The organism is Sphingobacterium sp. UBA3519 (assembly GCF_002377215.1).
In the GTDB taxonomy this organism is placed as follows: Bacteria; Bacteroidota; Bacteroidia; order Sphingobacteriales; family Sphingobacteriaceae; genus Sphingobacterium; species Sphingobacterium multivorum.
Window position 1 is genome coordinate 213,159 of sequence record NZ_DFPI01000021.1, and the last position, 21,001, is coordinate 234,159.

Genomic DNA, 21,001 nt, shown 5'->3' on the forward strand with positions numbered 1-21,001 from the left:
AGCATATAATAATTATTGAGAAGTAAAAAAATTGCTAGCCAAGCTGCTTTATTGCCAAGAATTTAAATAAACATACTTAATTAAACATAAACATATGAAACACAAACTACTCAGTTTTTTATTGGGTGGTGCTATCCTAACTTCGGTAGCATTCGCCCAAGAAAAGAAGGTTAGTGGAAGAGTGACAGGTACAAATGGCGAGGGGTTGCCAGGCGTTACTATTGTTATTCAAGGCACTAACCAAGCCACACAAACCGACGCAAACGGTAACTATTCTATTAATGTTCCTACTGGAAAAATTTTAGTCTTTCGCTCTGTAGGCTATTCAGACAAAACAATCACAGTTGCACAAGGTTCAAGTTTGTATAATATACAACTTAGTGACAACGAGTCTGTTTTGGATGAAGTCGTTGTGACTGGTGCAGGGTTAACTGCTAGCCGTCGTTCTGTCGGTGTTGCACAGACTACAATTAAGGCTGAAGACTTAATGCAAGCAAAGCCGTCCAATGTCGTTACGGGTTTAACCGGTAAAGTTGCCGGTTTACTGGTACAAGGTGTTACATCGGGGGTTAATCCTAATTTTAGGGTTATGCTTCGCGGTATGCGCTCACTTACAGGTAACAACGAAGCCCTCATCGTTGTTGATAACGTTATCGTCCCTTCATCGATCTTGGGTAACTTAAATCCAGATGATATCGAGGATGTTACTGTACTAAACGGTGCTAATGCTGCAGCATTGTATGGTTCTCAAGCGGCCAACGGGGCCTTGATCGTAACAACTAAAAAAGGTAAAGGTAGTCTAGGCTTCCAAATAGATCTTGAGAATACGACTACATTCGAATCTGTAAACTTTCTTCCGAAGATGCAAAAGCAATTTGGATCGGGAGCTGACAATGATTTGCAGATCTATAACCCGCATGAAAATCAGCAATATGGTCCAATTTATGACGGCGTAATTCGACCAATTGGGGATCCATTACAAGATGGTAGCATCCAAAGTATTCCGTATAGCTATGCAGGTAAAAAAGGAAAAGACGGTTTCTGGGATACAGGTGTAACCAATATGACTAACTTGTCGATCTCTTCGCAGAGTGAAAATAGTTCATTACGTTTGTCAGGTCAATATTTGACTTCAACGGGTACAATTCCAGGTGATAAATACAATAGAGCCTCGGCACGGCTTTCTGGAACGCGTAGATTGGTGGAAGGACTTGATTTGACCTACTCGACATATTACGCTCAAAATAGGTACAACACGACTTCTGCTGCAGCAAATATTTATGAGCGAGTTTTAAATACGCCTGGCCAAATTCCATTGACCGATTATAAAGACTGGCAAAATAATCCATTTGCTTCCCCTGATGGTTATTTCAATGCCTATTATAATAATCCTTATTTTATGGCAGATAATTATCGTAGCCGGACTAGAAATGATTATTTTATTGGTAACTTGGAATTAAGATATAAACCAATTGAATGGTTTGATGTTTTGGGACGTGTCGGTGTTACTACATCAAATCAATCCTATAAAAATACGACTGGCGTATATACCTTCTCAGATTTTACAAAATCTTGGGCTGGAACGTCTACCTATAAATATCAAAATATTTTAGGTGGCGTTACGGACGGATTTAATTATTCTACTCGAATTGTGTCGGATTTTATAGCGCATGCCTATAATAAAACTGGGGACTTCAAAATTGACTATACTGCACTTTTTCAATTTATTCAAAATGAATATTCTGGAATGTCTGCGGGCGTATCTGGTTTAGCTGTTCCTGAGATTTATAATTTGGGTAATAGTACCAACAACCCAAGTGCTAATCAAGCGAATTACCTGGCACGTACATTTGGTTTAACGGGTAAAATTGACGTTGGCTATAAGGATTACCTATTCCTGACCGTAACAGGACGTAATGATTGGGTTTCTATTTTGGAGCCAAATAACCGTTCATTCTTCTATCCGTCAGCAGCCTTATCGTTTATCCCAACGGATGCCTTCGAAGGTTTGAAAGATTTTAAAGCTTTAGATTTCTTAAAAGTGAGAGCATCGTGGTCTAAAGTAGGACAAGTGAATTTAGGGTCATCAACAGACTTTGGTGCTTATCGTCTTTTGCCAACATTTTCACAAGGAGCAGGTTATCCATATAATGGAATTGGAGGGCATACTGTTGGTAATCAGTTAGTACAAGATGGTTTGAAGCCTGAAATGACGCGTTCTTTTGAGGTAGGTTTTGAATCTGCTTGGGCAAAAAGACGCATCAATTGGGATTTCACATATTACGATAATCGCACAACTGATAACGTTGTGCCGACGGGAATTTCTACAGCAACAGGTTATGGGTCTTATCTTGTAAATGCGGGTACAACAACAGGTAAAGGAGTTGAAACTAAATTAAATGTAATCCCAATTCGTACAGATAATTGGGAATTAAGTGTAGGTGGAAATTATGCATATTTTAATAATAAAGTTGAATCTATTGCAGAAGGACTTGAAGTTTTACAATTGGGAGCCTATACTAGTGGGTCGAGTGCTGGTGCAGGTTCTTACGCGGTAGCTGGAGAAGATTTCCCTGTATTGAGAGGTACCTATTACAAACGTGATGATTTAGGTCGAATTATCGTTGACCCTGTTACTGGATATCCTTCATCAGATGGTACACTCAAAATATTAGGTAAAGCAATGCCTACGCACACACTTGGCCTTAATTTAGATTTGACTTGGAAAGATTTATCATTCCACACGCAAGCAGAATACCGTACAGGTAATTATATTTATAACGCGGGTGGTAGTACATTTGATTTTTCGGGCGCAGGCTATAACACCGGAATTTATAACAGAGACCGCTTTGTTATTCCTAATTCTTCATATTGGGATGAGGCATCTCAATCATACGTGGAAAATACAAATATTACAGTACGCGACGGTGGACCAGGATATTGGTCAATTGCTGGGCCTCGTACGGGTATCCAAGAAAATTATATTACTTCTGCGGCATTTTGGAAAATTCGCGAAATGTCTGTGAGTTATCGTATCCCAAAATCATTTTTGGCAGGTCAAAACGTAATTAAAGGGGCTCGTGTAAGTGTTCAAGGACGTAATTTATTTATCTGGACGCCAAAATCAAATGTTTATACCGATCCAGAATATTCTGATGGAAATGGCTCGTCAAATGGTAATGCAATTGGTTTGACTAATTTGGGTCAAACGCCTCCATCAAGATATGTCGGTTTTTCTGTGAACTTAACTCTCTAATTTGATCTTAAAATGAAAAGAAATAAATTTTTACTATACGCTTGCTTGGGATTGAGCTTAGCCTCATGTTCCAAGGCATTGGATATCAATGATAACCCCAATAATCCTACAGAGTCTACTCCTCAACTTGTTTTTCCACAGGCTTTAGTAGCTACAGCACGCCTTGTACCTACATATAATAGCTATGGTACACAACTGGTCGGTTATCGTGCAAACGGTGGTGGAGTTTCTGGTTGGGGATCAATTATCTCCTATAATTTTACTACGACTGATTTTAATTCCTTGTGGTCAACAAGTTATGATATATTGAATGATCTTCAATATGTTGAAAATACGGCCAAGCCACAGGGTCAAATGGATTTATATTTTGCTGCAAAACTATTGAAAGTCTATAACTATGTGAATCTGGTAGATACTTATAATGATATTCCTTATTCACAAGCCTTAAAAGGGAAAGCAAGTCTTACTCCTGCCTATGATAAAGCAACGGATATCTATAAGGATTTGGGTACACAATTAGATAGCGTGGTAGCTTATTTTAAGACGAGCACATCTTCAACTTTATTTAAAAATACAGACTTTTTATATAAAGGAGATGGTATTAAATGGGCGCAATTAGGCAATACGTTGAAATTAAAAATGTTATTGCGTGCTAAAGATAAAGTTCAATTTACGAAAACAACACTAGATGATGTTGGGTTTGTAACAGCTGATGTGATTGTTAATCCTGGCTTTACTAAAAATGACGGTAAGCAAAATCCAATGTGGAATGCTTGGGCTTATTCCTATGATGGAGCGGCTGTAGGAGCTGCAAGTCAATATGCGCCAACGCCCTATATTATGACATTTTATAATGGTACTAAAATATCTGATGCAGCTCGCGCTAATTTAATTTATAAGACAGGGGTGTCTACGCCTGTAAATCAGTTGGGATACCAGCAATCTGATGCTGGTCGTGGTCAAGCACCAAGTTCTTGGTTTTTAGGCACTTCTTCAACATCCTATACAGGAAAAGGAATATTAAAAGGCCCCGCGGCTGGTCAGCCAATTTTGTTGGCTTCGGAAAGTTATTTCTTACAAGCGGAAGCTGCTTTGAAAGGGATAACTTCTGGTACTGTGGCTACTTTATTTGATGAGGGGATTAAAGCATCGTATAATTATTTAAATAGAAATGAAGCGGATGCAACAACTGTTTCTGCAGCCGATTTAACAGCTTATTTAACAAATTATAAAGCAGAAAATGCCAGTAACTATTTAGTAAATATAGCAAGCGCCACTTCGGATGTACAAAAATTGCAAGCCATAATTACACAGAAATATGTTGCTTTCAATTTTTTGTTTGGACATGAGGCATGGAACGAATATCGCCGTACAGGGTATCCTTCATTGATTAACCCGAATACAAATGCATATTATCCGAATAATATTGCAAACAGAAATAATACATTTGTTTCTATAACTTCTGAAGCTACAGCTACAGATAAGTTGCCTACGCGAGTTATGTATCCGAATACTGAGTTTAACTATAATAGTGCAAATATTCCTTCAATAGATAAATATACATCGAAGATTTTTTGGGCTAGATAAATTTAAAATAACATGAAAAAAATATTAAAATATATTTCTTTAGCATTGGTTATTGCCACTATATTTTCATCTTGTTTGAAAGATGAAGTTTTGATTGGGCCAGATGCTCCAGGGGCAATATCAAATATTATCGAATTTAAGAATCCTGGTTTTATTCAATCTAGTACTACTAGTAAGCTACCCTTATATTTATTATCATTTGATATGAATCCAACAGGGCAGTTGGTATTAGAAGTAAATTATGCAGGTTCAAATACTGCCCCGAATGATATTAATGTGAAGGTTAAGCTAGATAATTCATTAATTGACGAATACAATGATGATCAGGACGATGAGTTTGTAGCTCTTCCTACTTCACAGTATAGTATTTCTTCATTCGATGTTGTCATAAAGAAGGGGGAACGAGTAGGTAAGTTTGTTGTTGATTTAAAGCCCAGTATTTTTACTTTTGATAAAAGCTATGCGCTTGGATTTTCTATTGAATCTGCTTCCGTTGGAAATATCTCTGGAAACTTTGGTAAAATGGTTGTTGGAATCTCTGGTAAAAATTTCTTCGACGGAACTTATGCCTATACAACTTCTGCAAACACTGCTCTTGTTCCAAATGCAAATAAGACAGTAACACTTGTAACAATTGGCGGAAATAAATGTCAATTGAAACCAGGACTTTTGGGAACATATTCAAATGTTGTAAATTATACTATTGATCAAGCTACGAACAATATTACAGTAGAAATGACAACTTTATTACCAATTGCTACTAAGCCAACAAGTAAATACGATCCAGCGACTAAAACACTTACAGTAAACTGGACTTCAAATGGAGGCGGACGTACTTTTGAAGAGAAATTTGTCTACACCGGACCGAGAGATTAGTTAATCAATTAATAAGTAGAGGAAGAGTAATGTCTTTTCCTCTGCTTTTACTATTTAATTTTTATCTTATGAAAAAGTCTTTTTTAACTTTATTTATGGGTTTTGGGGTGGTGCTGGTATGCAAGGGGCAAAATAAAGAGGCTACACCAAAGATTGGATACGATAATTTGGTAAAAGATCTAAGTAAGAACCTAGTGTTGACAACATCCGAAATTGATAAGAATATTTCTGGAGATATAATCGTTGAATTTCGTGTAAATGAAAAAGGGAAGATAGATTCTGCAGATATCGTTAAAGATCTTGGAAACCAAATTGCACTGCGTCTTATTCGTATATTGAAGGTTTCGGGAGAATGGACACCTGCAGTTAAGGATAATAAAGAAGTAGCCTCTTGGGTTAGATTGCCATATCATGTTCTTTCATCAGAAGAAATTGCAGATAGCCAAGACCATGTCGCTATTCCAGAGAAAGGAATGAACGCTTTTAATGAAAATTTTTCTAATACTTTTGAGTATCCTAAGGAGGCATTAAACGCTGGGGTAAAAGGAAAGTTTAATTTGCGATTTACGGTAGATACAAAGGGTGTGATTTCCAATGTTAATTTCGAAAATGACCCGGGCTATAAGGTTTTGGAAAACGCAAAAAGAGCCCTTTTGAGATCAGGGAAATGGATTCCAGCAAAAGAAAATGGTGTAGCTGTTGTGTCTGAAGTAGTTTATCCCTTGTCTCTTGACTTTAAATCTTACAAAGGCCATATGTAAAGTACGCTAGATTACTGTTAAAAAACCACTTTAGTTCATTTATATCCTAAAGTGGTTTTTTTATGTAGTTTCCTGCCCAAACTGAAGCACATATCCATTATTGTCATATATAGCAAATTCGCGCATCCCCCATTCGAAAGTTTCTATTTCATAACATATTTTGACATTATCTTTCAAACTTTCCAATAAATTATCAACATCAGCTATGTTAAAATAAAGGGACCCGGTAAATTGTGCTGTTTCAAAAGCAATGCTTTCAACAGGATGCGAAAACATGATTTCGATGGTTCCACTTCGCAGTAGAGCCCAGTTCAATGCTTCGTTTTTTTCAACACATGTAAACCCGAGTTTTTCAGTATAGAACTGAATAGTTTGATCTAAGCTTTTTGTATATAATATTAGATTTAAGCTTTTGTAGTTCATCTTTTTTTTGCCTTTTATTGGTTCGAACTATTGTTTTGTCTTTTTGATAGCAGTTACGTGTGTTTTTTTATTATTATCGATTGTAAGGGTAGTTTTATGATGAAAAATACAAAATATTACAGTATTTATTGTTACTTCATAAAAAAAAATAGCTACTTTTTTAGATTAAGGTGTGTTGTTTGTGTAATTGTTTGGTATTTAGTGTTTTTGTGTGTTATTTTTTTGTGTGAAATACTATGATTTATATCGTTTGTTTTCCAGTTTTTTAATTCTATTTATAACTTCTTGTTGCATCTTTAAAAGATTGTTTTATCTTTGCTTTTAACAAAACCTTAACATTTCATGTTTGGTTTTGTACACTAACTGTATTAGCCTGTTGGGCTCATCACTTTTGAAAAACATATATTAAAAGTTTCTTCGGTGCTTTTTTCGTATTTAGTTAGATAAACTACTTATTTAAACAAACATAAACATATGAAACACAAACTACTCAGTTTTTTCGTGGGGAGTATGATCCTTTCTTCTGTTGCTTTTGCGCAAGAGAAGAAAGTAAGCGGTCGTGTAACTGGCGCTGACGGGAAACCGTTGGTAGGAGTTACAATTGCTGTTCAAGGATCAAACATTGCTACTCAAACAGATGCAAATGGAAAATATTCTTTATCAGTTCCTGTTGGTAAAGTAATGGTTTTCAGGTATGTCGGTCATTCTGATAAGACTATAATCGTTAAAGATGGACAGTCATTATTCAACGTGTCACTAGAGGATCAGAATACAGCATTAGATGAGGTTGTCGTAGTCGCTTATGGTACTGCAAAAAAAGAATCGTTAACTGGATCAGTAACATCTGTTTCTGCGAAGGATATCGAAAAAAGACCGGTTACCAATGCATTTGCAGCTTTAGAGGGATCTGCTGCTGGTATTCAACTGAACAATACTTCTGGTATGCCAGGTGCAGAACCTAGTATAAGGATTCGTGGATTTTCATCACTAAATGGTTCGAATGACCCTCTTTATGTTGTCGATGGTGTTCCTTTTGGTGGTAATATCTCCGATATAAATCCGAATGACGTAGAAAGTATATCGGTATTGAAAGATGCTTCTTCTTCAGCTTTGTATGGTAGTAGGGCAAGTAATGGTGTTATTATCATTACAACAAAGAAAGGAAAAGCTGGACGCTCACAAGTGAATGTTTCCACTGATCAAGGGTTTTATTCAAGAGGTATTGCAGAATATAGCCGAGTGAATGATAGACAATTCATGGAGGCTATGTGGATGGGGTATCGAAATAACTTATTGACAAGTAGTTCAACCAAATATCCGACAACCCAATCTGCAAATGATGAGGCTTCAAAGTCATTGGTAAGTAACTATCTTAAACTAAACATTTATGATAAAGATGATGATAAATTATTCGACGCGAATGGTAAGCTAGTTTCTGATGCGCAAATTAAAAGTGGATATCGAGATGACTTGGATTGGTTTAGTGAAGTAGATCGTATAGGACATCGTCAAAATTATAATATTGATGGGAATACAGCCACGGATAAAGCAAAAGTTTTTTATTCTACTGGATATTTGGACGAAAAGGGCTATATTAAAAATTCAGGTTTAAAGAGGTTTACAGGTCGTTTAAATGCGGAATTGCAAGCTAAAAATTGGTTTAAATACGGCTTCAATTTAGCAGGATCACACCAAATTTCAGATAGAATAAGCGGTTCCACGGATGATGCTGGTTCTTTCACAAATCCTTTTAATTATGCACGCTCAATTGCACCAATTTATCCGATTCATCTACATAATCCTGATGGTACCTATGCATTAGATGCTTTAGGAGATAAACAATTCGATAATGGTGAATCCACAAGATTACAATATGTTGGAAGGCATACTATTTGGGAAAATGAATTGAACAGTGATCAAACGATTAGAAATACTGTAAACGGTCGAGGATTCCTCGAATTTAAATTCCTGAAAGATTTTACGTTCACGCTAAATGGTGATTTGAATCTTCGTAATTCGGAACGCCGTACCTATAATAATGCAGTGATAGGAGATGGTAATGGACAAGGTCGCGCTGCTAGAAATATTTATCGGTACAAAAATTATACGCTACAACAACTGTTAAGTTGGAATAAGGACTTTGGAAAGCATCACGTTGATGTTTTAGCGGGCCATGAAAATTATTCCGATAATTGGAGCTACTTGTATGGTTATAAAACAGATGAGACGTTTGCGGGAAAAACTGACATGGTTAACTTTACCAAGATTACCTCTTTGTATGATTACCAAGAGGACTATCGCGTCGAAAGTTTCTTGTCTCGCGCTCGCTATAATTATGATGGTAAGTATTTTGCTGAGGCCTCCTTTAGAAGAGACGGATCTTCTAGATTCAGTCCTGAAAATCGTTGGGGTAACTTTTGGTCATTAGGTGGAAGTTGGATAGTTTCCAAAGAAGACTTTTTCAAAGATGCACTTCATATCGTCAATGATTTGAAAGTAAGAGCATCTTATGGAGAAGTTGGAAATGATGAAAGTGCTAATAAATATGCGCACTTAGCTTTGTATGATATAGATCAAAATGCAAATATGGCGGCTCTTTATAAAAAACAAAATGCGTCGCCGGATCTGATTTGGGAAACTTCAAGTTCTTTTTCTGCAGCTATTGAGACACGTTTATTCCAGCGTGCAAATTTAAGCTTTGAATACTTTAATAAGCAGTCACAAAATCTGATATTTGACGTTAATTTGCCGCTATCTGCCGGTGCGACATCTACTTCTTCTGCTGTTTCCACAATTACACGTAATATCGGTTCAATGTCAAATCGCGGTTTTGAGCTAACATTTGATGTCGATGTTTTGAAAGGTGATGGATGGAAATGGAATATTGGAGCGAATGCAACATGGTTGACCAACAAAATATTAGCATTACCAGAAGAGAATAGAGAAAATGGTATTATCACTGGTAATTTTAAATGGATGGAAGGACGTGGAAGATATGATTTCTGGATGTTTAAATTTGCAGGTGTAGATCAAATGACCGGGCGTTCTCTGTATCTTCCAGATACACAAAGATTTAATGTGAATGGTTCAGCTCCTGATAAGGCAGCTATACCAACTGCTGAATTAATCGAAATTAACGGAAAATATTATGTTACCAATCCATCCAATTATGGTGTAAGGGATTGGTCGGGATCTGTTATTCCTAAGATGAATGGAAGTTTTAATACCAACTTTGAATATAAGAATTTTAGTTTTTCGGCTTTATTTACTTACGCTATCGGAGGTAAAGTATTTGATTCGTCTTATGCAGGTTTAATGTCTATGTCTGGTACGCCAAGTGCTATGCATACAGATATTATGAAGTCATGGAATGGAATTCCTGAAGGTATGACTGCGACTTCTGTAAATAGATTGGATCCGAATGGTATTCCAGCAATTAACTTTTCACAGAGCAATATGAACAACTATTCAAGTGATCGTTTTTTAACGGATGGTTCTTATTTAGTTATCAAAAATATTGCGGTGGGCTATAGTTTGCCAAAAACATTGGTTAGTAAAATAGATTTGTCTTCAGTGAGAATTGTTGCGGGGATCGAAAACTTGGCAACAATGACGAAACGCAAAGGAATGAACCCGCAACAGCAATGGAATGGTACTAGTACAAATGCTTGGGTAACTCCGCGTACTGTATCTTTTGGAGTAAAAGTTGGACTATAAGAAATAAAAGGATGAAAAATATAAATTATATTAAAGTATTATTTGCAGGAGTGTTGTTGCTAGCTTCCTGTAAAAAGGACTATTTAGAGACACTTCCTACAGACTCTGTAAGTACTCCTACGGTATTTGAAACAACAAAAAATGCCAAGTTAGCTGTAAATGGCTTAGCTAAGATGATGACCCAACAATATTTGGGAAGCCAGGGCTTTAATGGAGAAGGAACAATCAAAATGTATTACGGGAATTATCCTGGAAACAATTTTTTTGTCAACTTAAGTGGTTGGGCCGATATCATTAATGCAAATTACAATCAAAATTTAACAAGTATTTACCTTTATTATCCTTGGTATTATTATTACAAGATTATAGGTAATGCAAATCAAATTGTAATAAGTATTGATGGAGCGGAGGGACCAGCCGTTGAAAAAGATTTCATAAAAGCACAAGCATTAACCTTTAGAGCATACAGTTATATGATGTTAGCTCAGATTTACGGAAATAGATGGAAGGATTCCAATAATGGTCAAACTGGAGGCTTAGTTCTAAGAACCGACGTATCAACAGGAGACATGCCTTTATCTACTTTAGGGCAGACATATGATTTAATTTATAAAGATTTAAATGACGCAATAGCGCTATATGAATCGTCTAAATTGGATAGAGAATCCGACAAAAATTTCCAAGTGAATGAGGATGTGGCTTACGCGATTTACGCAAGGGCAGCACTAAACAAACAGGACTACGTTAACGCAGAAAAATATGCAGTTCTTGCTCGTAAAAATTATAAATTGATGAGTAACGCTGATTATAAAAACGGTTTTTCTACTCCGAATGGCGAATGGATATGGAGTAGTTATGGAGCCTCTGATGAAACGTTATATTTCTATTCATTCCAGTCTTATATTGCCTATAACTCAACAGCTAGTGCCGTAAGAACAACACCAAAATGTATCAGTAGAGAATTGTTCGATAAGATACCGACGACAGATGTTCGTAGAGATTTATTTTTGGATCCAAAGAATGAAGCATATACTACCGCAACGGGTATTGCGGGGACAGCTATGAAAGCGAGAGCATTTAAGTTGTTCCCAGATTTACAAGCTACTGCAGTTCCTTTTGCGTATATGAATTTCAAATTTAAAGCGAATGATATACCTGGTATCGGTCATGTGAATCATTTTAGGGCTTCCGAAATGTATCTCATTGAGGCTGAAGCGAAATTTTTCCAAAATAAGGCAGCAAGCGAAGTTCAAGGTGTTCTTAATGCATTAAACGCTAATTCAGGAAGGGATGTGAATTATGTTTGTACAAAAACAGGAACAGATCTACTTAATGAAATTAAACTTTATCGCGCGGTTGAACTATGGGGCGAAGGATTCGATTGGTTTGATATGAAACGATGGGGAGATACTATTGTGAGAAAAGACTTTGCTAACGGTGGTAATTTCTTGACTTCATTGGTTACTACAATTAAGCCAGAAGATAAAAATAAATGGACTTGGGCTATACCTCTTCGTGAAAGCGATTATAATAAGGGGTTGGAATAATTTTAAGAAGGAATCAATAGTTAGGTGGCCGATACGTGAATTTCATGTATCGGCCATTTTTATTTTAAAATATAATCGAGATCGTATGAGTTCTCAATGTCTGGAAACGACCTCCAAGGTGATATATTACTAAATCGTTAATTTTATGTATATAAATTAATAGACTAACAATTTATTAATATTAACTTAATATTGAGAATCTATTTTTACGCCGTTGAAAGATGATGGAATAGAAGAAGGAAAAATGATTCTGCTCGTATCATATCACCACAAGCGAAAAAGATAATTTATTTAAAATTCTCATGAAAAAAGCACTTTTACTCTTAGCTCTGATAGGACCCGTTGTAGCACTTGCGCAAAATAATAATGCGCCCTCCAGCTATGATCCACATGATATCAAGATTACGGGGTACCTTCAAACACAGTTTCAAAAGGCGCAATCTCCTGGAATTACGTCCTTTTCAGGTGGGGATTTTTCAAAGAATTCGGATAACAGATTTATGATCCGCAGGGGACGTCTTAAAATTGATCGGGTGGATACTTACTCGAGTATTGTCTTTCAATTGGATGCTACTCAAGACGGCGTACAACTAATGGATGCCTTTATTCAATTGCGTCACCCAAGTCAAAAAGGCCTTAGTTTAACGGCGGGACTTTTCAATAGACCTTTTGGATATTCCATTGTATACTCATCGGGCTATCGTGACTTTCCGGAACGGGCACGTGTATTCCAGACGTTGATGCCACGCGAACGTGATCTTGGAGGGATGGTAAGTTATCATCCTGGCGGTAAAGCTAAATTCTTAAACTTAGATTTAGCCTTGGTGAATGGCAGTGGCCATTCGGCTAAAGATTATGATTCCAAAAAGGACCTGATCGGTAATCTTGCTTTTAAATTTGATAGTTTAGCCGATAAAAAACTTCATTTGGGCTTTGGCGGCTCGTTCTATAAAGGTTCAGTGCGTAATGATACGAAAACGTACTATACGCCCAATAGCAATGGTTATACAGCGCATATCAGCGACGAGAATGAAGGCAAGGCGATCGGCAGGAACTATTATGGAGCAAACTTACAGGTAGAGTTTGATAATAGCTTCGGGAAATCCAGTTTCAAAACCGAATATGTGGCAGGAGACCAGCCTGGAGTTGCCGGTGGTGTCGATATTAAAGGACCTTACGCCAGCAGAAGTTTTACAACCCAGCCGACAACAGACCTTTATCAACGTAAATTTAATGGATATTATCTTTGGTTTACGCAGGAGATTGCGAAGACCGGTATTACTGCATTGATAGCGTATGACGTATATGATCCAAATACGAAAGCCAGTGGCATGACAATCGGCATGCCTGATAATTTTACGGCCGATGGCGATGTTAAGTTTAGTACGCTGGGCTATGGTCTTGCATATCAGATTAACAATAGGATAAAACTGACTGTATATAATGAGCATGTAACGAACGAAACCACAAGTTTACCAAACTTTTCGGCTGATCTGAAAGATAATGTTTTCACTACAAGGCTGCTTTATCGTTGGTAAATTGGCTCAGTGCTGTTTTTTCGCGAGTATCGGTGTTGAGGGGGAGGATCAATATTTAGTTTGACCAATATAGTAGGTTGTTTAGGCCATTTGATTTAGAGATCTCCCGACACTTAGATGTTTTTCCGAATCCGGCTCAGTGATGATGCGGTAATCCCTAAATAGGATGCTAACATGGCTAATGGAACACGATTGGCTAAACCCGGGTAAAGCTTTAAGAACAGGAGATAGCGTTCTTTGGCATCGAGATTCATCATGGTATTTGCCGTTTTTAGCTTACTTTCCACCACAAAAGCATAAAGTTTGGCCATCAACAACGGCCAAACTTTAATTTCCTTTTCAAGAAGCGTAAAATTCTCAAAATCAAGGCTCCAGATCTCGCTATCTGTGAGGGATTCTATATAGTCGTTGGAAGGTGTTCGATCCAAGAAGCTCTGAAGATCCCCAATAAAACGACCTTCATAAATAAAATAACGCGTAAAATCGTCGCCTTTACTGTTGTAATAGAGCGAACGGAATACCCCCGATTCCACAAAAGCAATGCTATTGTTTACTTTACCGCAAGCGACAAAATAGCTTGACTTTGAAATATTCTTTTTTTCGAATGCCTGTCGAATTAAGTTCTCTTCTCGCAAATCGAGCTGTCCAAATTTTCGGATGTATTCCAGTAATTGCTCCATGTTCCCTTTATATTACTTAGCTAATTTAATCAATTCTTCACGTTGAGGTCCTGTTGAAAGATACTTTATGGGAACTTCTAATTCTTCTTCGAGAAAAGATATAAATGTCCTCAAGGTTTGTGGAAGCAAGTTTGCTTGCTTGATATTACGGAAATCGGTATTCCAACCTTTTAAATATTTCCAGATCGGTATAATTTTTTGTTCAGAAGATTGGGGAAATGCTAACGAAATTTTTTGTTCATCTATTTCATAATGGGTACAGACGGGGATGTCTGCCATTTCGTTCAAAATGTCGGCTTTCGTAAGAACAAGTTCCGTAACTCCGTTTAACATAATGGCATATTTTAATGCTGGTAGGTGCAGCCAGCCGACACGACGGGGACGTTTGGTATTGGAACCGAATTCAGCTCCCTTTTCCCGTAAATCATTGGCAGCTTGTCCTGTGATCTCCGTTGGGAAAATACCATTCCCCACACGGGTGCAATAGGCCTTTGTAACACCATAAATTTTATCCACCAGTTTAGGCGACACACCCAAGCTTACACAGGCTGCGGAGGCTATCGTATTTGATGAGGTCACATAGGGATAACTTCCATGGTCGATATCAAGCAGAGTTGCCTGCGCGCCTTCCGCCAATACCTTCTTCCCATCTCGGATTGCCTTATTCAGAAAGATTTCGGTATCTATAATTGGCACTTGTTTTAAGGAAGTGCATCCTTGAATAAAAGTGTGGTAGAGCTCTTCGAATGCAGGCATTTCTTGCCCCAAAAACTGTAGTTCTTTGTATTGACGGTTTAAATTTTGATATACGTCAGTATCAAAACTATCCGAGTGAAGATCACCAACGCGAAGGTTCTGTCTGAGTATTTTATTGGAATAGCTTTGCGCAATTCCATTTTTGGTCGTTCCTATCGTGCGATACAGTGGGGACTGTTCCATATAGATATCCCAATAACGATGGGTCGGTAAAACGAGATGCGCTTTTTGGGATATCAAAATCCTATTGAAGAGATCTTGATCTGGCATAATGTGCGCTAGTTCTTCGATTTCTGCTTTAAATGCTAATGGGTCAACGACCACACCGGTGCCAATAATGTTTTTGACATGCGACGAAAAAATACCCGATGGGAGTAGTTTAAGCGTAACTTTGTTACCTTGATAATAAATACTATGTCCGGCATTCGCGCCGCCATTAAAACGGGCGATAATATCATAGTCGCTTCCGATCAGATCAATGAATTTTCCTTTACCTTCGTCTCCCCATTGGAGCCCAATTAGAATGTCCATGTTGCGTTTGTCTTGAAATTATTGTCAAAGCTAGGGCTTGCAAGGCGGAGGGCAATTGCCATTTGGCAAAAAGTGCTCCTCATTATCATTTGGCCAGCAGTCTTAATGCGTTTGGATTGCGCTTAAGCTTGTTTGTGTCCCAACCGTTGTACTTTTTGTAGCCATTTATTCCGTTTAATAGGATCGGAAGTTTTGATAATTCCGATATAGGTGACTTTAACCGGCGATATTCCACAAAATTGAAGGGTTGATCTTTTTAATTGATTAACACTTGGTCTGCCGTAAACTAAAGCATAATACCAACTTGGTTGATCGAGTGTTGTAATGATCCGAGCAGATTTTCCTTTGAGTAATTTGTCCCAAAAAAGAGAGTTTTCGCGATATTGAAAAGCCCGTCCAGGTAAAAAAAGTCTATCGATAAAGCCTTTCATCAAGGCTGGAAGGCCGCCCCACCAAACGGGATGTATCCAGACCAAATGATCGGCCCATAAGATGTCTTCCCAGGCAAGAAGTAGGTCCTGCTCAAGTTCTGTCCGTTTACGATAACCAAATTCAAGGTTTGGATTGAAATCTAGGTCAATAATATGGATTGTTCGTACTGTAGCTCCGGACGCTGCCGCAGCTTCTTGATAGGCATTTGCGATGCCAAAATTGAAAGATTCCCGATTCGGGTGGCCATTGATAATCAGTATTTTTTTCTGCATGATGTTATACTACATCACAAAAATAGAGATACGCTTACCGTCTTTATAGGACAAATGTCTAAAAAGAAATTTCGCTGCGGATACGACTTAAATGACGTTGTGTAATGCCTAAATAGGAAGCGAGGTATTGTAAAGGAAGCTGTTGGATAGAATCAGGATGATCTTTGAGTAAATTGGCATAACGTTGTGATGCGGTTTCTTTTTGTAATTGAAAGACGCGTTTTTCAAGTTCAAGATATTGTTCCTCGGCAATCATTTTAAGGTATTTTGTCCATTTTAGGCTATTCGTAGCAAGCTTATCAATCATATTTTTTTTGATCGTCCACAGTTCGGCAGGGGTAATGGCCTGCATGGTCTCCATACTTGGCCCGCCTGTAATAAAGGAGGAGTAGGCCGCTATCCATGTATTGGGAAAGCGGAAACAATAGGTAATATCTTCCCTATTCGCACTGCTATAATAAGAACGGAAGATCCCTGATTGTATAAATGCAACCTCATGACAAGGTTGATTCTCTTTAACAAAAAAGTCGTTTTTGTTCAGCTTTCTGTATTCAAAAAGCTGAACAATCTGATTGATCTCTTCTTCGTCGAACAGACGCAAAGACCGAAAATATGTTGCTATCATGAAGTCCAAACTTAGAAAAATTGCGGTGTTCCTACAAGATAAATTCGATGTGTTTTAATCGGCTCAATGTTTAGTTTGCCGATTGAGCAACAGGGTAGATTTTTAATTCGCATCAATTAGAATGGCCAATTGCAGGCACATTTGATCGGAGCGATTGCTCCAAGCATGATTGGTGCCGCGTTGGATGACAATATCGCCGGCCTGTAAAAGCGTTTCTTCTGTGTCTGTAATCAAGTAAATCTCCCCTGTAAGAATAACGATGTAATCTAAACTTGCTGTCTGATGCATGACATTAACCTTAGCTATTGTAACAAATTGACAATGATTAAAGTGTATTATTCGCAAGTAAGAAGTCTCCGTAGAAATCGGGGATATTGCTGTCGTAAATTGCATTTGCGACAGCTGTTATTGGGTAGTTTACTTTAACGATCTCGGCATTAATTTCTTTTTCAGATAAGGTTATTATTGTGTAAGTTGCTTTTCTGTCTTTTTCTTTACTACGTCCGACGGAACCACAATTGATAAACAAGACATCTCCATCCTGTTGAATATAAGAATGGTGTGTATGTCCCATCACCAGAATATCGATTGCTTTTTGCTTTAATTGAGTTGATAGAGCACATTTTTGGGTTGATTCATGGATGTATTCGTCATTGCTTTGGAGACTGGCATGGACAAGAAGGATTTTCCTAAAACTCGTTCCAAGTTTGAAGGTTAGTTCAATGGTGTAGGGTAATGTTGCTAGCCATTTTTTATGAGGGGCTGATATCTCCTTCTTACTTAGCTTGATGGCGATTTCTCGATTTGAAGTCTCTATTACATCGTGGTGTGGTAAAGGGATAATGGCTTCGTCAAAAGCAATTCTTTGGTCATGGTTTCCCAGTAGACGTGGAATGTTTTTTTCTTGTATTCTGTCAATGACTTCATTGCCCCAGGGAGCGAAATCAACAAGATCACCTAAGCAGTAAATTTGTGTTAATCCTTTATTTTTGATATCTGTTAATACCGCATCCAATGCAATTAAATTGGCATGAATGTCACTTATTATGGCAAGTTGTATCATATTCTTATGCTACAAACATAATCATTCGGATAGTCAGTCAACGTACACTTTAAGAGGTAAAGAAGAAAATGATAATAGCATTATAATTTTTATTCTAAAAGAGGAGGAACTGGATGGGATTGGTGAAGAAATACTGTTAAATAAGCACATATCGAATAGGCTCAGATATGTGCTTATTTAAGTGATACGTTACTAAAGATTCATCCCGCCCGATACTTCAATGCGTTGTCCGTTGATCCATCTTGCATCTTCTGTACAAAGGAAGGCCACCACTCCACCGATATCATGGGGTACACCAGCACGTCCTAAAGCTGTAACAGCTGCAATATGCGCATTTGTTTCTTTGTTATCCCGCACCTGCCCGCCACCAAAATCAGTCTCGATTGCGCCAGGAGCAACGACATTTGCTGCAATACCTCGAGGACCGAGTTCTTTGGCAAGATACCTCGTGAGTACCTCGATTGCCCCTTTCATCGAGCCATAGGCAGATGATCCCGGAAATGCAAAACGGGCGAGGCCAGAGGAAATATTGATAATACGTCCGCCATCATTCAAATAGGGAAGAGCTTTCTGCGTGAGAAAAAATACCCCTTTATAATGGATATTATAAACTGTATCAAATTGTTCTTCTGTGGTTTCTATAAAGGGTGCATATAAGGCAGTGCCCGCATTATTGATCAAAAAATCAAAATTAGACTTTCCCGTTTGTTGTAGCAAATGTTGCGTAACCCGTTCAATAAAGCCATTAAAGGACTGCACATTTCCTGCATCCAATTGGAATGCAGCTGCATGTTGCCCTAAAGATTGTATCGTAGCAACCACATGATCCGCTTCCTCCTGATTGCTATTGTAGGTTAAAATGATATCGATTCCTTTTTTTGCAAGGCTAACAGCCATGTTTCTACCTAAACCACGGCTTCCGCCTGTTACCAATGCTATTTTGTTTGTAGCCATTTTAATTTGTTTTAAAGATTCAATAGCACAAAGATCCGCCGAAAAGTTGAGCCTTTCCTTGCGAAATGCAAATGGATGTTTGCGAAATTCAAATTATAACGTTTGGGAACGAAAAATGTTTGGGGCAAAGCTGGTTTGCTTTTTGAAAAAATTGGAAAAATGGGCGATCTCCTCAAAGCCAAGTGAATAAGCAATCTCAGATATATTCCAATCGGTTTGTCGCAGTAAAATTTTTGCTTCCTGTGTGACTCTGGCTGCGATGACATGGCTGGTTGTTTTTCCAGTATTTTCCTTTAAAATTTTATTCAGGTGGTTGACATGTATGGCCAGTCGTTCCGCAAAATCATTAGCTGTTCGTAGTTGTAGGCGTTGCATCGGAGATTCAAGTGGAAATTGTCTTTCTAGCAATTCTACAAATAATGAAGTAATCCTATTGGAGGCGTTGTGTGTAGGATTTGTTATACTTTTGGGTTGCAGCTTTTGGCCATAATGGACGATTTCAAGCACATAATTTCGCAACAGATCGTATTTAAAAACGTAATCTGAAGATAGCTCTTTATTCATTTTTAGGAAGATTCCCTCTATTTCAATGCGTTGTTCTTCTGATAGTTGGAAAATCGGAAGGCCGCCTGGTTGAAAGATCGGCAAATCATCTATGATCACACCACTTTTATTCCTTGCCAGAAATTCATCGGTGAAAACGCAAAAATAACCTTTTTGATGCTCATCTTTCGGTATCCAATGGTAAGGAACCTTAGGAGTAGCAAATACAAGTGCCGATTCATCGATTTCGATTACTTTGTCGGCATATTCGGCTGTGTTTTTTCCTGTGATTAAACTGATTTTATAATACGTTCGCTTATTGTAGGGCATGATCGGTTTATCTTTCAACTTAGCGGCAAGTTCCTCATAACTGAACACATTAAAATGACCAATCTCTCTTGCGATCTCTTTTGGGATACTCGCATTGATCTCCCGATAAAATTGTTCGATGGAAGTTGTTTTCATTTAAGCCCTATTTGCAATAATCAAATGTAGTGCTTTTAGATTACATTCGGTAACAATGTACTTTTTTTGAGATTTTGCAATTCTCATTTTAATGTAAATTGCAAAATTATATTTTGCACAACATAAATCCTTGCCATACATTTGTACAAACAAAACAAATTAAAATATGAAAACGTTATATAACATCGGTGCGACCGCCAAGGGAGGACGAAATGGTCAGGTAAAAAGCGAAAATGGTGTATTGGATTTAGCTGTTCGTATGCCAAAAGGTCTAGGAGGGGCCAATGATGATTATGCCAATCCAGAGATGCTTTTTGCGGCTGGTTATGCGGCATGTTTTGATAGTGCCTTGAATTTAGTGATTAGATCAGAAAAAGTAAAAGCGGGCGAAACTTCGGTAACAGCCCATGTGAGTATCGGACAATTGGATAATGGTGGTTTTGGTTTGGCTGCAGAATTACATGCAAATATACCTGGTGTAAGCCTGGAATTAGCGCAACAATTGATTGAAAAAGCACATCAAGTTTGTCCCTACTCAAATGCAACAAGGGGTAATATGGATGTCAAATTGACGGTATCAACTAACGAATAATATATGAATTATATTGCCAACGTGCTTACAGCACTCGTACTTTTAGAACATGTATACATTGTATGGATGGAAATGTTTGCTTGGGAAACTGCAGGAAAACGTAGTTTTGGAAAGGCTCTTCCGGCAGAATTATTTAAGCCAACGAAGGGGCTTGCTGCAAATCAAGGGCTCTACAATGGCTTTCTGGTTGCAGGTTTAGCCTGGTCTTTTTTAATCAATGACCCCATCTGGAGTTACAATGTATGCCTGTTCTTTTTAGGATGTGTCCTTGTTGCCGGTGTTTTTGGCGGAATTACAGCGAGCAAAAAGATATTTTTTGTACAAGGAGTTCCTGCATTGTTGGCGTTGTTATCCGTTATTCTCTTAAAATAAAACTATAATTA

General features: G+C 37.8%; 18 protein-coding genes. 9 read left to right on the forward strand and 9 right to left on the reverse strand.

Annotated features, from left to right (window positions below):
• Positions 1 to 94 precede the first annotated feature (94 nt).
• The 4 genes from B3297_RS10940 to B3297_RS10955 all read left to right on the forward strand — a co-directional run bounded on the left by B3297_RS10940 (position 95) and on the right by B3297_RS10955 (position 6,480).
• A complete protein-coding gene (locus B3297_RS10940) occupies positions 95 to 3,256 on the forward strand; it encodes a SusC/RagA family TonB-linked outer membrane protein (protein ID WP_070565125.1) in 3,162 nt (1,053 codons plus the stop codon).
• Between the two features lie 12 nt (positions 3,257 to 3,268).
• The gene (locus B3297_RS10945) at positions 3,269 to 4,843 is read left to right on the forward strand and encodes a SusD/RagB family nutrient-binding outer membrane lipoprotein (RefSeq protein ID WP_201639665.1); all 1,575 of its coding nucleotides are present in this window, start codon (positions 3,269 to 3,271) and stop codon (positions 4,841 to 4,843) included.
• A gap of 12 nt (positions 4,844 to 4,855) precedes the next feature.
• Positions 4,856 to 5,719 (forward strand): DUF1735 domain-containing protein, encoded by an 864-nt coding sequence (locus B3297_RS10950; protein ID WP_201639664.1) that lies wholly within the window; start codon positions 4,856 to 4,858, stop codon positions 5,717 to 5,719.
• Between the two features lie 68 nt (positions 5,720 to 5,787).
• Entirely contained in the window at positions 5,788 to 6,480 is a 693-nt protein-coding gene (locus B3297_RS10955) for a TonB family protein (protein ID WP_201639663.1), read from the forward strand.
• A gap of 60 nt (positions 6,481 to 6,540) precedes the next feature.
• Here B3297_RS10955 and B3297_RS10960 read toward each other — a convergent pair whose 3' ends face one another.
• Positions 6,541 to 6,903 (reverse strand): VOC family protein, encoded by a 363-nt coding sequence (locus tag B3297_RS10960; protein ID WP_201639662.1) that lies wholly within the window; start codon positions 6,901 to 6,903, stop codon positions 6,541 to 6,543.
• A 474-nt stretch (positions 6,904 to 7,377) separates the two neighbouring features.
• On the opposite strand from B3297_RS10960, the gene B3297_RS10965 reads away from it, so the two are divergent.
• The 3 genes from B3297_RS10965 to B3297_RS10975 all read left to right on the forward strand — a co-directional run bounded on the left by B3297_RS10965 (position 7,378) and on the right by B3297_RS10975 (position 13,705).
• Positions 7,378 to 10,620, forward strand: coding sequence for a SusC/RagA family TonB-linked outer membrane protein (locus tag B3297_RS10965; RefSeq protein ID WP_201639661.1), 3,243 nt, complete (start codon positions 7,378 to 7,380; stop codon positions 10,618 to 10,620).
• 11 nt (positions 10,621 to 10,631) lie between these two features.
• Entirely contained in the window at positions 10,632 to 12,167 is a 1,536-nt protein-coding gene (locus tag B3297_RS10970) for a RagB/SusD family nutrient uptake outer membrane protein (protein ID WP_201639660.1), read from the forward strand.
• Positions 12,168 to 12,469: 302 nt separating this feature from the next.
• Positions 12,470 to 13,705, forward strand: a complete 1,236-nt coding sequence (locus B3297_RS10975) for a porin (protein ID WP_201639659.1) — start codon at positions 12,470 to 12,472, stop codon at positions 13,703 to 13,705.
• A 113-nt stretch (positions 13,706 to 13,818) separates the two neighbouring features.
• Here B3297_RS10975 and B3297_RS10980 read toward each other — a convergent pair whose 3' ends face one another.
• The 8 genes from B3297_RS10980 to B3297_RS11015 all read right to left on the reverse strand — a co-directional run bounded on the left by B3297_RS10980 (position 13,819) and on the right by B3297_RS11015 (position 20,026).
• Positions 13,819 to 14,385 (reverse strand): Crp/Fnr family transcriptional regulator, encoded by a 567-nt coding sequence (locus B3297_RS10980; protein ID WP_112373619.1) that lies wholly within the window; start codon positions 14,383 to 14,385, stop codon positions 13,819 to 13,821.
• 12 nt (positions 14,386 to 14,397) lie between these two features.
• Positions 14,398 to 15,672 (reverse strand): adenylosuccinate synthase, encoded by a 1,275-nt coding sequence (locus B3297_RS10985; RefSeq protein WP_286778915.1) that lies wholly within the window; start codon positions 15,670 to 15,672, stop codon positions 14,398 to 14,400.
• Positions 15,673 to 15,794: 122 nt separating this feature from the next.
• The gene (locus tag B3297_RS10990; RefSeq protein WP_070565155.1) at positions 15,795 to 16,376 is read right to left on the reverse strand and encodes an NAD(P)H-dependent oxidoreductase; all 582 of its coding nucleotides are present in this window, start codon (positions 16,374 to 16,376) and stop codon (positions 15,795 to 15,797) included.
• A 58-nt stretch (positions 16,377 to 16,434) separates the two neighbouring features.
• Positions 16,435 to 17,001 (reverse strand): Crp/Fnr family transcriptional regulator, encoded by a 567-nt coding sequence (locus B3297_RS10995; protein ID WP_070565158.1) that lies wholly within the window; start codon positions 16,999 to 17,001, stop codon positions 16,435 to 16,437.
• Positions 17,002 to 17,103: 102 nt separating this feature from the next.
• On the reverse strand, positions 17,104 to 17,289 hold the full coding sequence (locus B3297_RS11000) for a cupin domain-containing protein (RefSeq protein ID WP_236586118.1): 186 nt from the start codon (positions 17,287 to 17,289) through the stop codon (positions 17,104 to 17,106).
• A gap of 37 nt (positions 17,290 to 17,326) precedes the next feature.
• Positions 17,327 to 18,064, reverse strand: a complete 738-nt coding sequence (locus tag B3297_RS11005; protein ID WP_286778916.1) for a metallophosphoesterase family protein — start codon at positions 18,062 to 18,064, stop codon at positions 17,327 to 17,329.
• Between the two features lie 192 nt (positions 18,065 to 18,256).
• Entirely contained in the window at positions 18,257 to 19,018 is a 762-nt protein-coding gene (locus B3297_RS11010) for an SDR family NAD(P)-dependent oxidoreductase (protein WP_286727248.1), read from the reverse strand.
• Between the two features lie 93 nt (positions 19,019 to 19,111).
• The gene (locus B3297_RS11015) at positions 19,112 to 20,026 is read right to left on the reverse strand and encodes a helix-turn-helix domain-containing protein (RefSeq protein WP_070565164.1); all 915 of its coding nucleotides are present in this window, start codon (positions 20,024 to 20,026) and stop codon (positions 19,112 to 19,114) included.
• Positions 20,027 to 20,192: 166 nt separating this feature from the next.
• On the opposite strand from B3297_RS11015, the gene B3297_RS11020 reads away from it, so the two are divergent.
• Both B3297_RS11020 and B3297_RS11025 read left to right on the forward strand, forming a co-directional pair.
• Positions 20,193 to 20,618: an organic hydroperoxide resistance protein gene (locus B3297_RS11020; protein WP_046671710.1), complete on the forward strand. Its 426-nt coding sequence runs from the start codon at positions 20,193 to 20,195 to the stop codon at positions 20,616 to 20,618.
• Positions 20,619 to 20,621: 3 nt separating this feature from the next.
• A complete protein-coding gene (locus B3297_RS11025) occupies positions 20,622 to 20,990 on the forward strand; it encodes a DUF1304 domain-containing protein (RefSeq protein WP_070565167.1) in 369 nt (122 codons plus the stop codon).
• The last annotated feature ends 11 nt before the right edge of the window (positions 20,991 to 21,001 follow it).